General features: G+C 67.5%; 11 protein-coding genes. 3 read left to right on the plus strand and 8 right to left on the minus strand.

The features are described from left to right. Nucleotides 1-84 precede the first annotated feature (84 nt). Nucleotides 85-1,293, plus strand: coding sequence for an acyl-CoA dehydrogenase family protein (locus F7R26_RS27875; protein WP_150984598.1), 1,209 nt, complete (start codon nucleotides 85-87; stop codon nucleotides 1,291-1,293). 270 nt (nucleotides 1,294-1,563) lie between these two features. After that, nucleotides 1,564-3,648, plus strand: coding sequence for a HEAT repeat domain-containing protein (locus F7R26_RS27880; RefSeq protein ID WP_150984597.1), 2,085 nt, complete (start codon nucleotides 1,564-1,566; stop codon nucleotides 3,646-3,648). A 63-nt stretch (nucleotides 3,649-3,711) separates the two neighbouring features. Here the strand turns inward: F7R26_RS27880 and F7R26_RS27885 are convergent, their stop codons facing one another. The 8 genes from F7R26_RS27885 to F7R26_RS27920 all read right to left on the minus strand — a co-directional run bounded on the left by F7R26_RS27885 (nucleotide 3,712) and on the right by F7R26_RS27920 (nucleotide 13,770). Further along, complete coding sequence (locus tag F7R26_RS27885) at nucleotides 3,712-4,128, minus strand: CBS domain-containing protein (protein WP_416351368.1); 417 nt, start codon at nucleotides 4,126-4,128, stop codon at nucleotides 3,712-3,714. Between the two features lie 369 nt (nucleotides 4,129-4,497). Beyond that, nucleotides 4,498-5,859, minus strand: coding sequence for an LLM class flavin-dependent oxidoreductase (locus tag F7R26_RS27890; protein WP_150984596.1), 1,362 nt, complete (start codon nucleotides 5,857-5,859; stop codon nucleotides 4,498-4,500). Then, nucleotides 5,859-7,109 carry an SfnB family sulfur acquisition oxidoreductase gene (locus F7R26_RS27895; protein WP_150984595.1) on the minus strand — a complete coding sequence of 417 codons (1,251 nt, stop codon included), beginning with the start codon at nucleotides 7,107-7,109 and terminating at the stop codon, nucleotides 5,859-5,861. Before F7R26_RS27895 ends, F7R26_RS27890 begins: the two co-directional genes overlap by 1 nt. Nucleotide 7,110: 1 nt before the next feature. Then, nucleotides 7,111-8,394, minus strand: a complete 1,284-nt coding sequence (locus tag F7R26_RS27900) for an SfnB family sulfur acquisition oxidoreductase (protein ID WP_150984594.1) — start codon at nucleotides 8,392-8,394, stop codon at nucleotides 7,111-7,113. A 40-nt stretch (nucleotides 8,395-8,434) separates the two neighbouring features. After that, nucleotides 8,435-9,277 carry an ABC transporter permease gene (locus F7R26_RS27905; RefSeq protein ID WP_150984593.1) on the minus strand — a complete coding sequence of 281 codons (843 nt, stop codon included), beginning with the start codon at nucleotides 9,275-9,277 and terminating at the stop codon, nucleotides 8,435-8,437. Continuing rightward, on the minus strand, nucleotides 9,274-10,281 hold the full coding sequence (locus F7R26_RS27910; protein ID WP_150984592.1) for an ABC transporter permease: 1,008 nt from the start codon (nucleotides 10,279-10,281) through the stop codon (nucleotides 9,274-9,276). The genes F7R26_RS27905 and F7R26_RS27910 overlap by 4 nt, the downstream gene beginning before the upstream one ends. A 13-nt stretch (nucleotides 10,282-10,294) precedes the next feature. After that, nucleotides 10,295-11,995 (minus strand): ABC transporter substrate-binding protein, encoded by a 1,701-nt coding sequence (locus F7R26_RS27915; protein WP_150984591.1) that lies wholly within the window; start codon nucleotides 11,993-11,995, stop codon nucleotides 10,295-10,297. A 53-nt stretch (nucleotides 11,996-12,048) separates the two neighbouring features. Then, complete coding sequence (locus F7R26_RS27920) at nucleotides 12,049-13,770, minus strand: ABC transporter ATP-binding protein (RefSeq protein ID WP_206702566.1); 1,722 nt, start codon at nucleotides 13,768-13,770, stop codon at nucleotides 12,049-12,051. Nucleotides 13,771-14,226: 456 nt separating this feature from the next. On the opposite strand from F7R26_RS27920, the gene F7R26_RS27925 reads away from it, so the two are divergent. Next, nucleotides 14,227-15,249 (plus strand): fatty acid desaturase, encoded by a 1,023-nt coding sequence (locus F7R26_RS27925; RefSeq protein ID WP_150984691.1) that lies wholly within the window; start codon nucleotides 14,227-14,229, stop codon nucleotides 15,247-15,249. Nucleotide 15,250 lies beyond the last annotated feature (1 nt).

Genomic DNA, 15,250 nt, shown 5'->3' on the forward strand with positions numbered 1-15,250 from the left:
GGCCGGTGAGCCACGGCAGAGCCGGCGCAAGCCCGGCGAGCCTCCTGGGTTCGCCATTGCCATCTAAACCCAGACAACAAACGCATGCCAGAACTCAATCCTTTCCAGGCGGATCTCTTTGCGCGCTTCCGCCCGATCTTTGCGCAGATCGCCGAACGCGCGGCCCAGCGCGAACAGGAGCGCGAGCTTGCCTTCGATGCGGTCGCCTTGCTGCGCGAGGCCGGCTTCGGCGCCTTGCGCGTCCCGGTGGCGCTCGGCGGGCTGGGCGCGTCGGTCGAGCAATTGTTCCAGCTGCTGATCGAGCTGGGCGAAGCGGATTCCAACTTGCCACAGATCCTGCGCGCGCATTTTGGCTTTGTCGAGCGGCTCTATGCGGAGATTGCGCCCGAACTGCGGGAGCGCTGGCTGCGGCTCGTCGCGCGGGGCGCGATCTTCGGCAACGCCACTACCGAGCTTGGCGACGGCGCACCAGGCAAGCACAAGACCAACTTGTCGCCAGATGGCGAAGGCTGGCGGCTCGACGGCGAGAAGTTCTACAGCACAGGCACGCTCTATGCCGACTGGATTGCCGTCAGTGCCAGCCGCGAGGGCAGTGCCGATCCGGTTTATGTGCTGGTGCCGGCCAATGCGCCGGGCATCGACCGCATCGACGACTGGCGTGGCTTTGGCCAGCGCCTCACCGGCTCCGGCACCACACGCTTTCGCGACGTCGCGGTGTCCGGTGAACAGGTGCTGAGCTTCCCGCGCAATGTGCCCACGTCCATCACGGCTTACTTCCAGCTGGTGCACCTGGCGACGCTGGCCGGCATCGCCCGGGCCATCGAGCGCGACGCGGCCGCCTTTGTGCGCGCGCGCAAGCGGGTGTACAGCCACGGCAGCGGACGCACGCCGGCCGAGGATCCGCTGGTGCAGCAGGTGGTGGGCCAGTTGGCCGGCACGGCGTTCATTGCGGCTTCCGCCGTCGCCGCCGTGGCGCAAGGCCTTGGCGAGATCGACCGCCTGCGCCAGCGGGGCCAAGCCGTGCCGGTCGGCTTGCTGGACGATGTGGAGTTGCGTACCGCCAAGGCGCAGGTCGGCATCGCGGACCAGGTGCTGGCGGCGGCCACGCGGCTGTTCGACATCGGCGGCGCTTCCGCGCTGGATGAGGACCGCCGGCTGGACCGCCACTGGCGCAATGCGCGAACACTGGCTTCGCATAATCCGACCCTCTACAAGGGGAGAGCTGTCGGCGATCACGTCATCAATGGCACGGCGCCGACTTACTACTGGTCGGTTGGAGCGAAGGCGGCCTGATTGTCGCCGGGGCGTCAGCTCCCGTTTGTCCCCATTGCCGGGTTGCGCCTGCACTTGAGATGGGCGAAGCGCCTGTGATAACGTGTCGCGCCGGTTCGACGCGCAATGGTTGCGACGACCGCGCAATGGAGAGGAAAGCTTTCGCATCGTGATAGATATCAAGGAGATCCGGCGCATGGACCGCGTGTCCGATGCGCTGTTCGAGGGGCGGCGACTGCGCGCGTCACCGGTTGCGGACAACGACACTAGGGACGGTCCGGGGCCCGGCACATGCGGCTGAAGGCACTGATGTTGCGCGTGAAAGCGGCCCTTGCTGGCAATCGAGAGACCGCCGCTGACGATTCGGCCGGTGAAGCGGCGCGTGCGGCGAGTGAAATCGAAGACCTGATCGCGTCCTTGAGGGCTCAGCCCCCAGACGAGCGGCGCGGCGCGAACGTCAGTCTCACCGATCCGGGGACGGCCGATGCGTTCGTTCCGTCGTTGCTGGCCGCGACGCGGGACGAAGACCCGTACATCCGCGCCAGCGCGATCCATGCGCTCGGGCACTACGACATGGAGACGCATGCGCAAGCGGCGCAGGCCGTGATTCGGGCGCTGGCGGGCGACCCCGACGCGTCGATCCGGGCGGCCGCGGCGGCAGCCCTGGCGAGCCAGTCGCCGAAGCACGTGCATGCGCTCGTGAAGGCGGCGCTCGGGGACGCCAGTGCCGAGGTCCGCACGCAAGCCGTCCTGGCGCTTGGCGTCTTTCGCACGGAGCCGGCAGTCGAGGCGCTGAAAGACCGCCTGGGCCACGATCAGGACGCCGAGGTTCGCGCCTTTGCCGCCTCCATGCTCGGAGAACTGAGGCGCGCCGACCTGATCCCGGATCTGCGCGTGGCCGTCAACGACAGCGACGAGGGCGTACGGGCCACGGTGCTATCCGCCCTCAGGGAGTGCGCCGGCTTCGAGGTGGGGCCGGCGTTGTGCAACGTGCTGTTGGCCGCTTTGTCGGATACCTCCGCAATCGTTCGGGAAACGGCGGCCGAAGCCTTGCGATTCTCGTCGCCGGAGGCCATCCCGGCGCTCATGGTTGCGGCAAACGACGAGGTGGCTCGCGTGCGGCTGCAGGCCGTCATCGCGCTGGGCTCGATGCAGGTGCATCAAGCCATCGATACCCTCGCCAACCGCGTCTTCAGCGATCCGGACGAGGAGGTCCGTTATTACGCGGTCAATGCGCTGGGCGAGATGCGGCACGCGGGCGCCACGCAGCATCTGATTGACGCGCTCAACAAGCCTGCCGAGACACGCCGGGTGCGCTGGGCGGCGCTCTGGGCTTTGGGCGACAACAACGACTTTGACGCGCTGCCAGCATTGCATGCCGCCTTGCAGGATCCCGACGCCGAATTCAGGGAGCGCGCCGCCGACTCGCTCGGCAGCCTCCCGTGGGAGGCGCATCCCGACCCCACGGCCACGCTGCAAAGCCTCTGCCGTGCGCTGAGCGATGCCGAGCCGAACGTCAGGCGCAGCGTCTGCGACGCGCTTGCCAGCTTGCGCGATGCGCGGGCCGTCCCGTTTCTTGCCGGCGCGTTGGGGGACGGCGACGACGAGGTTCGGTGCAAGATCATCGAGGCCATCAGCCGCATCGACGCGAAGCGCCATGCCGCCTTGATCCTGGGTTGCCTCCAGGATCCGAGCCGGCGCGTGCAGCAGTGCGCAGCCGAAGCACTCTGGCTGCCCGATGGTGCCGTAACACCGCCGGAAGCACTGGCCTTTCTGCGCGCCCCGGATGCGGATGCACAAGTAAAAGGGGCGCTGGCGAAATCGCTGACGCGCCATGGCAACCCCGCAGCCATTGCGCACCTGATCGACGCGCTCGCCACCGCGCAGGCAGATGCGCGCGCCGGTCTCGTCGAAGCCTTGCGGGAACAACCCGATCCGCGCGCGGTGGCGCCGCTGCTTGGGCTGCTGAGCGATGACGAAGATGCGGTGCGTGGCGAGGCGGCGTTGGCGCTGGCGGCCATCGGCGACGATGAGGCGGTTCCGCCATTGGCGTCGCGGCTCAAGCGTGAGCCTTCGCCGGAAGTTCGGCGCCGGGCCGTCTGGGCGCTGAGCTTCTTCACGCCCGGCAAGGTGCTGCCGCTGCTGACGGCCAGCTTTGGCGACAGCGATCCCCATGTGCGGCAGCAGGCTGTCCAGGCGCTGGCCGAGATCTGCGATGTGTCCGAACTGCGCGATCTGCTATCGGCCCTGCCGAAACGGCGCGAGGATGTGAGGCAAGCGCTGGAGGAGGCGATCGAGGCACTCGAAAACGACCCGATGCCCGACGAGGGTGGCAGATCCCGTCGCGTCGGCATCGGAACGGTGCATTACGTGTAGCGGCCGTACTGCAAGGGGGAGGACAGTACTCCCCGCCGGGATATCTCAGACGCCATGGCTTTTCTAGGCGGCGCTATCCGGCGGCGTGGAACTTGCCGCCAACGACAACGATCGCAGGATGTCCCGCCAGCTTACGATGCCGACCGGCCGGAACTGCTCGTCGACGATGGGAATGCACGAGACCTGGTGGGCGAGAAATAGTGCAATGGCATCGGCAATCCCGGCCTCGGGTCGCAGCGTTACCGGCTTGCGCGTCATGATCTGGTGCACGCGCTTCTTGAGGGTATTGACGTCCCTGGCCGACTCTACCGTACTGCCTATAAACGGGCTCATCGCGCGCAGCAGATCGCGGTCCGATACAACACCATGCAGCTTCCCGTCCTCTACGACGAGCACGTGGTGGAACTTAGCCTCGTCGAAGATATTCTTGATCGTTGCCAACGTGTCGTCGAACACGACGGTGACGAGCTTTTTGGACATGATGCTATCAATACTCACTACTAGCTCCATGTTTGTCTTTTCCATGATCGTAAGTGATCCGCATGCGCGTACGTGCGCCCGGCCGGTCACAGACCAAAGCCATGATCTTTCCTATCGGCCACCCGGGGGGGAAACTTGACCCTACTATCGGGGGGGGGGCTTGTATTTCGGTGTGTACCGCTACCTGGTGCCAGGTGCATGCCGATAGCAAATCGGAGGGGCCGCGGGCCGGCATATCGCGACCGCTCGCTACGACCGGCCAAGCCCGCTGGACCGTGCCACGATGCGAGGCGTTCCCGGGGAGATCCTCGCCTCGTGTGCCTTCGGTGCCTTCGGTGCCTCGGGTGCCTTCAATGGGGTGCGCGGGGCTTAGTACCGGCCATGGCGGAATCCCGCCGCCGTGTGCCGCGCCGGCAGCCGGTCGTCTTCGGCGAACAGCTTCTTGCGCAGGCTGCCTTCGGCATAGGCCGTCTTGTAGAGGCCGCGATTCTGCAACTCGGGCACCACCAGGTCCACGAAGTCCTCGTAGCTCTCCGGCACCACGGTGCGGCTGAGGTTGAATCCGTCGATGCCGGTCTCGTCCACCCAGGATTGCAGTTCATCCGCAACCTGCTGCGCGTCGCCCACGATGGCGGGATAGCGGCCGCCAAGCTCGAACAGCTCCAGCAGCTTGCGCCGGGTCCACCCATGCTGCTGCGCGGTGCGCGTGGCCGACTCGATGGCGTTGCCGCCGCCGTAGTCTACCGGCGCGTCAAGGTCATAGCGGCCGAAATCCACGCCGGTACTCGCGGCAAAGTGCGCCAGGCCGGCTTCGCGGCTGGCGTAGTCCTTGTACTCGGCGTGCTTCAGGCGGGCTTCGGCTGCAGTCTTGCCCGCTACCACGGCGGTGCCGGCAAAAATCTTGATGTCATCCGGCCTGCGTCCGGCGGCTACCAGTTGCTCGCGCAGTGCCCTCACGGTATGGCGGGCGGCTTCCTTGCTGGGCGGCGAGATGAACACGCACTCGGCATGGCGCGCGGCAAACTGCTGGCCGCGCCCGGAGCTACCGGCCTGGAACAGCACCGGCGTACGCTGTGGCGAGGGCTCGGCCAGGTGATAGCCATCGACCTTGTAGTACTTGCCCTCGTGCCTGACCTTATGCACCTTGCGCGGATCGGCGAACACGCGGGCGGCCTTGTCGCGCCGTACCGCATCGTCCTCCCAACTGCCTTCCCAGAGCTTGTAGAGCACCTCCAGGTATTCGTCCGCGCGGTCGTAGCGCTCGTCGTGCGCGATCTGGCCGGCGAGGCCCATGGCGCGCGCGGCACTGTCCAGGTAGCCGGTGACGATGTTCCAGCCAATGCGTCCGCGCGTCAGGTGGTCCAGCGTGGAGAAGCGGCGCGCCAGCAGGTAGGGCTGCTCGTAGGTCAGGTTCACGGTGACGCCGAAGCCAAGGTGCTGCGTGACGGCGGCCATCCCTGGCACCAGTAGCAGCGGATCATTGACCGGCAACTGGATCGACTCGCGCAGCGTCACGTCCACATTGTCCTGGTAGACGTCGTAGACGCCGACGATATCGGCGATAAACAGTCCGTCGAACAGCCCGCGCTCCAGCGTGCGCGCCTGACCGGTCCAGTACGCCAGGGTGTTGTAGTCAGCCGAGCGGTCGCGCGGGTGCGTCCACAGGCCGTGGTTGATATGCCCGACGCAGTTCATGTTGAACGCGTTGAGCAGGATTTCCTTGCGTGCCATTACAGCGCTCCGTGCCGGGTGGGGAGCCGGTCGTTGAGATAGAAGTTGCCGACGGCGTGGTACTTCCAGCGCACCGGGTCGTGCAGGGTGTGGGTGCGGGCATTGCGCCAGAAGCGGTCCAGGCCAAGGTGGTCGAGCGTGGAGGCGGTGCCGCCGAGCTCGAACAGCTTGTTGCCCGCCAGCAGCGAGGCCGTGGTGGTCAGCACGCGCGCCTCGGCCACGGCGATGGAGGCCTCAGCCACGCTGCGCTCGGTGGGCGCAAGCTGGGCGGCATCGACGATGCGTCCTGCGCGCCGTACCAGCGCTTCGGCGGCGCGCAGCCGCACCGAGACTTCGCCGACCTGATGGATGGTGAGCGGGTCATCGGCGGCGCGCTCCACGCCCGCATCCACCCAGGGGCGGGCGCGTTCGCGCACGAAGGGCAGGGTGGCCTCGAAGGCGCCACGGCCGATGCCCAGGTCGATCGCCGCGTGCAGGATCTGCGCCACCGGCCCGATGGTGGTCGGCTCTTCGAAGGAGGCCAGGAACGGCACCACCCACTCGGGCTCGACCCGGACGTTCTCGAACGACACCGAGCCGCTGCCGGTGACGCGCTGGCCAAAGCCGTCCCAGTCGTCGACGATGGACACGCCTTCGGCGCGGCGCGGCACAAAAGCCAGGTAGGTGACCTCGCGCCCTTTCTCTTCGGCCACCACCAGCGTGGGGATCCAGTGGGCGTAGAGCGCGCCTGTGCAATAGAACTTCTTGCCGTCCACGCGCCAGCCGTCGCCGTCCGGCGCAAGCCGGGTGCGGCGCTTGAAATCCTTGTGGCCGATCTCGGCAAGGGCGTTGCCAAAGCGCTCGCCGGCGAGTGCACGCGCGTAGAAAAAGCGCTTTTGCGCATCGCTGCCACCCACTCGCAGCACTTCCAGCGCGTAGAAATGGTTCTGCGGGATCTGCCCGAGCGAGCCGTCCGCGGCGGCGATGGTGGCAATGACCTCGGCCAGCGTGACATTGGACACGCCGGGGCCGCCGTACTCGCGCGGCACCGTGATGCCCCACAGGCCGCTGGCGCTGAAGGCATCCAGCTCGGCCCAGGGCAGGCGGCGCTCGCGGTCGCGCAATGCGGCCTCGGGGGCAAACCGGGCTGCGAGCTGGCGAGCGCTCAGGATGGCGTGGGCATCGTCGCGGATCAGTTCGGGAGGTTGGGCGGGCGGTGCGGCTGGCGCGGGACGGCTATCGGTGGGAACCGGGGAGAGGAGCTCGGACATATCAGTTCCAGGAGTGGCGCGCGGGCAGCACGTGGTTAAGGTGGTAGTTGCCGATCAGGTGGGTTTTCCAGCGTACCGGGTCGTGCAGCGTGTGGGCGCGCGCGTTGCGCCAGTGGCGGTCCAGGTTGTGCTTGGCGCGCGTGGCGGACGAGCCGGCGAGTTCGAACAGCTTCTGGCTGGCTTCCAGGGCGATCTCGGTGCTCAGCACCTTGGCCTCGGCCACTGCCACGGAGGCGCGCGCGCTGGCTTCGGCATCCAGTGGCCGCGCGGCGATCGCGTCTAGCGTGCGGCCGGCTTCCAGCAGCACTTCGCGGGCGGCGTGCACGTCGATCTGCAGGCGGCCGACGTCCTGGATGATGTAGGGGTCTTGCGTGGCGTGCTCCAGGCCGGAGTCGATCCACGGGCGGGCGTACTGGCGCACGAAGGCGATGGCATCGGCCAGCGCGGCCTCGGCGATGCCCTGGTCGATGGCGGCCTGGATCAGTTGCGAGGTGGGGCCGTACAGGCCCGGCCGGTCGGCCAGCTGCCAGATCGGCAGCACGTCCTCGGGCGCCACCGGCACGTTGTCGAACACCACGCTCCCGCTGGCCGTGGTGCGCTGGCCGAAGGAGGACCAGTCGTCGACGATGCGCAGGCCGCGCACCTCGCGCGGCGTCCACACCTGCACGCTGCGGCCCTGGTCGTCGAGCGCCCGTGCGGGAACGCGATGCGCGAACAGCGCGCCCGTGGCGTAGAAGCGTTGGCCGTTGAGCCGCAGGCCCTGGGCGGTTCCGGTGAGGCGCGTGGTGCCTTGGAGGATGGTCTGGCTGGTCTCGGAGCGGCGCTCGGGACCGGCGTTGCCCAGGCGCGCGCCGGTCAGCACCTCGCCATAGAAGCGGCGTTTCTGCGATTCGCTGCCGATTTCGCGCAGCACGCCCAGCAAGCCGAAGTGGTTCTGCGGGATCTGGCCGAGCGCGGGGTCGGCAGCGCAGAGGATGGCGAAGACTTCGGCCAGCGTGGCGTAGGACACATCGGCGCCGCCGTACTCGCGCGGCACGGTCATGCCGCCCAGGCCGCTTTCGGACCAGCGGTCCAGCTCGTCCCAGGGAAGGCGGCGTTCGCTGTCGCGCTCGGAGGCGCCGTCGGCGAATACCGCGGCAAGCTCGCGGGCGGCTTGCAGCGCCTCGGCATCGCTGGTGATGCGGCGCACGCGCTCCGGGTTGGGCAGCCGTGCCGGTGGCGCGGGAATGGGTGTGGAAATGGGTGTGGAAATGGGTGTGGAAGGGAGATCGTTCAGTTTCGTCATGGCAGTCGTGTGTCGGGTCGGCGCGGGTCAGGCTGGCAGTTCAGGTTGGCAGAGCAGCCCGGCGCGCGCGGCGCAGGCGCGGGTTGAGCGCGGCCTGCAGGCCGTCGCTGAGCAGGTTGAGCGAGAGCACGGTGAGCACCACGGCCAGGCCGGGGATCGCGGTCATGTACCAGCCGGTGCGCAGCGCGTCCCGGCCCAGGCCGATCATCGAACCCCAGCTCACCACGTTGGGGTCGCCCAGCCCCAGAAAGGCCAGCCCGGCTTCGGACAGGATCGCGTTGGCCACCAGCAGGCCCGTGGAGACAATGATCGGCGTCCAGGCGTTGGGCAGGATCTCGCGAAAGATCAGGTGCGCGTCGCTGGCGCCCACCGCCACGGCGGCCCGCACGTAATCGCGCTCGCGCAGCGTCAGGAACTCCGCGCGCACCAGCCGGGCCACGCTGGTCCATGAGGTCACGCCAAGCGCGAACACGATGGTGCCGAGGCTGGGCTTGAGCACTGCCACCAGGATGATCGCCAGCAGGAAGGCCGGGATGGTCTGGAAGAACTCGGTGATGCGGCTGAGCACCGCGTCCACGGCGCCGCGATAGAAGCCCGCCGCCGCGCCGATCGTGACGCCGATCGCCAGCGCTACCGCGGCCGACGACACGCCAACCAGCAGTGAAACGCGCGCGCCGTGCGCTAGCCCGGCCAGCAGGTCGCGGCCCATCAGGTCGGTGCCGAGCGGCGTGGCCGGGTCCGTGCCGGGCCAGACGAAGGGCGCGCCTACCATGTCGAGCGGATCCGCCGGGAACAGCGCGCCGGCCAGCGCCGCTGCGGCTACGACCAGCAGCAGGATGGCGCTGCCGAGCCAGATGGAAGGTTGCAGGTACCAGCGCTTCATGCCGCGCCTCCTTGTGTTGCCGAAGGCACGGGGGCCGAGCTGGCCCGCACGCGCGGGTCAAGCACCGCCTGTGCCATGTCCACCAGCAGGTTGGCCAGCACCACCAGCACGCCGCTGAAGATCAGCACGGCCAGCAGCACCGGGATATCGCGGCTCTTGATAGCCTCGAAGGAGAGCTGGCCCAGCCCGGGCCACGCAAACACCGTTTCCACCACGATCGAGCCGCCCAGCAGCGCGCTGCTTTGCACGCCCAGCATGGTGATCACCGGCAGCACGGCGTTGCGCAGCGCGTGGCTAAAGATGACCCGCGCCTCCCGCGCGCCCTTGGCGCGGGCGGTGCGGATAAAGTCCTCCGCCAGCGTCTCGATCATCGACGCGCGCGCCAGCCGTGCGTATACCGCGATGTAGTAGATCGCCAGCGTCAGCACAGGCAGCATCAGGTGATGGATGTAGTCGAGCAACAGCCGCAGGCCGTGGTAGCCGGCATTGACTTCGCGCAGCCCGCCGATCGGCAGCCATTCCAGCTGCACGCCAAACAGCACGATCAGCATCAGCGAGGTCCAGAACATCGGCGCCGAGTAGCCCACCGTAGCCAGCGCGGACAGCACGGTGTCGGTCAGGCCATGCGGGCGCCGCGCCGCCGCCACGCCCAGCAGCACGCCGCCGACGGTGGACAGCAGCAGCGCGGCACCGACGAGCGCCAGCGTTGGCCCAAGCCGGCCGAGCACGAGATCAAGGACAGGCTCGCCGAAGCGGAACGAGTAGCCCAGGTCGCCATGCGCGATGCGGCCGAGATAACTTGCCAACTGCTCCGGCAGGCTGCGGTCCAGCCCGTAGAGCTGGCGCAGCTGCGTTACGTACTCCGGCGGCACGCTGCCGCTCTCGCTGGCGATCACATCCACGAGGTCGCCAGGCAACGCCTTGAGCAGCGCGAAGTTGAGCACGGCGGTGGCGACGATCACGCCAAGGAGTTGCAGCAGGCGGCGGAGCAGGCGTCGGGTCATGCGCACGGCGACCTCACTTGGCGCTGAGCCAGACACGGGCGAAATTGTTCTGGCTGTGGTCGAAGGTATCCGTGACGTTGCGCAGGCGCTTGTCCCAGACGCCGAACCAGCGGAACTCGAACAGGTTCAGCAGCGCCAGGTCCTTCTGCGCCAGCTTCTGGAAATCCTGGTAGAGCTGCACGCGCTTGGCGGGATCGCGCTCGACCTGTGCCGCTTCGATCAGCTTGTCTGCTTCCGGGCTGGCATAGCCGGACGCGTTTTGCCACGGCGTGCCCTTGGACTCGGCCTTGGACCAGTAATGCTGCTCCACGCCGATCTGCGGGTCCTGCCAGTTGATGCCCCAGGAACTGACCAACTGGTAGTTGTAGTCGGTGAACACGTTCTTGGTCCAGGTGGGCAGATCCTGGCCGCGCAGGTTCACATCGATGCCGACAGCGCGCAGCGACTGGCGCACGAACTCGCCGGTGCGGCGGTAGTCGTCTCCAAAGGGAATGAAGTCGTGATTGAGCTTGAAGCGGAATCCGTCCGCCTTGCGCGGGAAACCGGCTTCGTCGAGCAGCGCTTCGGCCTTCTTGCGGTCGAACGGGTACTGCTGCGTGTCCTTGGTATAGAAGGTCTTGAGCAGGGAGGAAACCGGCCCGGTGGCGGGCACCGCGTAGCCGCCCCACACCGTTTTGACCAGCGCATCGCGGTTGATCGCATACAGGATGGCCTCGCGCACCTTGAGGTTGCCGATGACCGGGTCACGCAGGTTGGGGATCAGCCACAGCCAGCCGGCAAAGCCGTTGTAGCCCTCGGTGCTCACCACCAGGTTAGGCGACTTGGCCAGGCGGTCGGCGTCGGCAAAGGTCACCGGGTTGCGCTCCCCGTATTGCACCGCGCCGGTCTCCAGCGCAGTGGCGCGGCCCGCCACGTCCGGGATGATCTTGAAGGTGAGCTTGTCGAGGTAAGGCAGCCCCGGCGCCCAGTATTTGTCGAAGCGCTCCAGCGCGATATGCTGGCCGCGCACCCACTCCTTGAAGACGAAAGGGCCGGTGCCGATCGGCTTGTTGTTGTACGGATTGTTCGGGATGTCAGTGCCTTCGTATAGGTGCTTGGGCAGGATCGGCGCGGCTACCACGTCGAGCGCGTTCAGGATCACCGGCGTTGGCTTGCCGAGCGTGAGCACCACGGTATGGCTGTCCGGCGTATCGACCTTGGCCAGGTGCTGGAATACGCGGCGCGCGGTGGGTGCGTGCTTGCGCCAGATTTCTTCGGCGGAGAACTTTACGTCGGCGGCGGTGAAGGGCTTGCCGTCGTGCCACAGCACGTTCTTGCGCAGCTTGATCCGCACGGTGAGGCCATCGGGTGAGACGTCGACGCTCTGCGCGAGCTGCGGGCGCGGCTTGAGGTCGGGGCCGTAGTCCAGCAGGCCGTCGAAGATCTTGCTGACCACGGTGCGGCCCGGCGTGGAGGTGTTGATGAAGAACGCCAGCGTGGGTGGCTCGGGGTGCACCACGGCATCGAGAGCGCCGCCGCGCTGGGCGCCGTCTTCGGTATTCGGCAGTGGCTTGGTCAGCGCGCTGGCCTCGGGCAGCAGGCCGGTGAACAGGCCGCCGGCAAGCAGGGCGCCGGTGGCGCCAAGCAGCTGACGGCGTTGCGTGCTATGCGGCGCGGCTTTGTCCTGGGCAAGGGCGTCGGACGGTTTGGCGAAGGGAAAATCGTGTTCGTTCATGGGGCGTTGAGGTTCCGGTGATGCGGCAACTGCGGAAAGAAGACTGCGAGAGTTCAGCTGTGCGCGAGGGCAGGCCGCGGCGCTTCGGCGGCGGCGTCCTGAGGACAGCCCGGTCGCGCATGGCCGGGCATGGCCGCCAGCAGGGTGTGGGTGTAGGGATGTTGCGCACGCGTCCAGATGGCCTCGGGATCGCCTGATTCGACAATTCGCCCCGCCTGCATCACGCACACACGATCGGCGATATAGCGCACGACCGACAGGTCGTGCGAGATGAACAGGTAGGTCAGGCCGTGCTCTGCCTTCAGGTCGACCAGCAGGTTCAGGATCTGCGCCTGGATGGAAACGTCCAGCGCGGATACGGGCTCGTCGCAGATCACCAGCTCAGGGCGCAGCACCAGCGCGCGTGCAATGGCGATGCGCTGGCGCTGCCCGCCCGAGAACTCGTGCGGATAGCGGCTGCGCGCGCCCGTGCCCAGCCCGACGTCGTCGAGGATGGCGTCGATGCGGCGCGTGCGCTCGGCACGCTCGCGCACGCCATGGATGGCCAGGGCATGGCCAAGGATGTCTTCCACGCAGTGGCGCGGGTTGAGTGAACCGTACGGATCCTGGAAGATCAGCTGCACGCGGCGGCGCCAGGGCAGCAGCGCACCGGGCGCCAGGGCCAGCAAGTCCTGTCCGGCAAACGAGACGCGGCCACAGTCGGCAGGCGCGAGCCGCAGGATGGCGCGCGACAGGCTGGACTTGCCGCAGCCCGATTCCCCCACCAGTCCGAGTGTTTCGCCGGCAGCGATGTCGAGCGAGACGTCGTTGACCGCGCTTACCCGATGCTCGCCGCTGGTGTAGGAGACGCGCAGGCCTTGCACCGAGAGCAGCGGTGCAGCGTTGGCGGCCGGCGTGCGCAGCGCGGCCGCGCAGGGCGCTACCGGCGGCTTGACAAGCTGGAAGCCATCCTGACCATCAGCGCGGATCTCCGCCAGCCGGTCGGTGGTGTAATGCAGGCCCTGCGCGATGTGCAGCGATGCGCCAAGCAGTCCACGCGTGTAGGCGTGCCGGGGCGCGGCGAATACGCTCTGCGTGGCGCCTTCTTCCAGCTTGCACCCGCCGTACATCACCGCAACGCGGTCTGCATACTGGGCCACGACACCCAGGTCGTGCGTGATCAGCAGCACGGCCATGCCGAGTTCACGGCGCAGGCTGTCGATCAGCGCGAGGATTTGCGCCTGGATGGTCACGTCCAGCGCCGTGGTCGGCTCGTCCGCGATCAGTAGGCGCGGCTTGCAGGCCACCGCCATGGCAATCATCACGCGCTGGCGCTGCCCGCCGGAGAACTGGTGCGGGTACGCATCGAAGCGGCGCGCCGGGTCGGGCAGCTGGACCAGGTGCAGCAGTTCGATGGCCTGTGCCCGCGCCGCGCGGCGTGACAGCGGTGCATGCAGCGTCAAGGCTTCGGCGACCTGCTGGCCGATGCTTAGCACCGGATTCAGCGAAGTCATCGGCTCCTGGAAAATCATCGACACAGCGCGCCCCCGCATGGCGCTCATCTGCGCCTCGCGCAGCGCAAGAAGGTCCACGCCGTCGAAGCGGACAGTGCCCGAAAGCCGCGCATGCGCCGGCAGCAGGCGCATCAACGCCAGGGCCATCGTGGATTTTCCGCAGCCGGATTCGCCGACCAACGCCAGCGTCTCTCCGGCAGCGACCTGCAGGTTCAGGTCGCGCAGCGCATGATTGCCGGGAAAGTGCACGTTGAGGCCATGGATGTCCAGTAATGGCTGCAGGCTCACCGTGCCGGCTCGTGTGCCGGTTTGCGTGACTGGGGAGGGCGATGGAGCAGCGTGGCTGCCCGGCCTGGAGGCTGGATGCGCTAAGTAAACCATCCGCACATTGCAGCATGGCGCCTCGGCTTTTTCCCACGAATTTTTTTGTAGATGCTTACTCGGTTCCGTGCGTGTGCTCGCTGCAGAAGTAAGCTATCGAACGTCTGCCGAGGCGGTAAACCCGATGCCTGCGGGCCCGGCGAGCACTCCAGCAACAGCAGCGGTTAGCCGGCCCTGCGCTGCGCATATCCTTATCGGCATTCCTTCGTTCCCTTATTTTCCGTCGGCGCTAAGCTGGAGTGACATCCCTCGCGCCGGGAGCCATGCACATGGCGGAGCGCCGGGCGCGGGATGCCCTGGGTGTTCGCATCGCCTCGATTGCCGACCAGCCCGCCACCGATCGACGATGACGAAGCCATGGCAATCTACCTGGATGACATTCAACGCGCCGAGATTGCGCGCGCCTCCCGCCGTTGGTTATGGCGAGCGGAGGCGCCCACCTGGCTGCTGATCGCGGCGGTCTATGGCGCGTGGTTTGGCATCGCCTTCAACGCCACCCGCATCGGCCTGCCGCTGGCTGTTGCGCTGCTGGCCCTTGTCACCGCCTGGTATATGTCTGTGCAGCACGAGTTGCTGCATGGTCATCCGACCCGGCTGGCCTGGTTCAATGCACTGTTCGGCATGGCGCCGCTGGCGGTATGGTTTCCCTACGGGCTGTATCGCCGCGAACACCTGCGCCATCACGAGGCCGATGATCTCACCCATCCGGGCGCCGATCCGGAGAGCTATTTCATGCTCTCCGGCGACTGGCAGGCGGCCGGTCCGCTAGGGCGGGTGCTGCTGCGCTGTCGCAATACCCTGGCGGGGCGTGTGCTGATCGGCCCGGCCTTTGCCATTGCGCAGACTGCGGCCGGCGCAGGGCGCAGGGTGCGCGACGGCGATCTGCGCGACCTGCCGATGTGGCTTGCGCACCTGTTGGCGCTGGCCGCGTTGCTGGCCTGGCTCGACCGCATTTGCGGCATAGCGCCGTGGCTGATGTTGGGCGGCGTGGCCTATCCGGCGCTGTCGCTGTCGGCGGTACGCTCCTTCCAGGAGCACCGTGCCCATGCCTTGCCGGCATGCCGCAGCGTGATCAACGAGGCCGCGTGGCCATGGCGCTTGCTCTTTCTCAACAACAACTATCACCTCGTCCACCATGATCTGCCCGCGGTGCCCTGGTTCGCGCTGGGGCGTATCTACCGTCGCCGCGCGGCCGACTACCAGCGGCGCAGCGGCGGCTTCGTGGTTGATGGCTACGGCGAATGGCTGGCGCGCTTCTCGCTGCGTCCGGCCGCGCCCGTGGTGCATCCGCTGTTTCACGGTCCTGCGCGTGACGCGGTGCCCGTTGCAACAGGAGGCGGGCAGGCCAGCAACGATGCCCGTGCGCAACTAGCGGGGTGAA

The organism is Cupriavidus basilensis (assembly GCF_008801925.2).
In the GTDB taxonomy this organism is placed as follows: Bacteria; Pseudomonadota; Gammaproteobacteria; order Burkholderiales; family Burkholderiaceae; genus Cupriavidus; species Cupriavidus basilensis.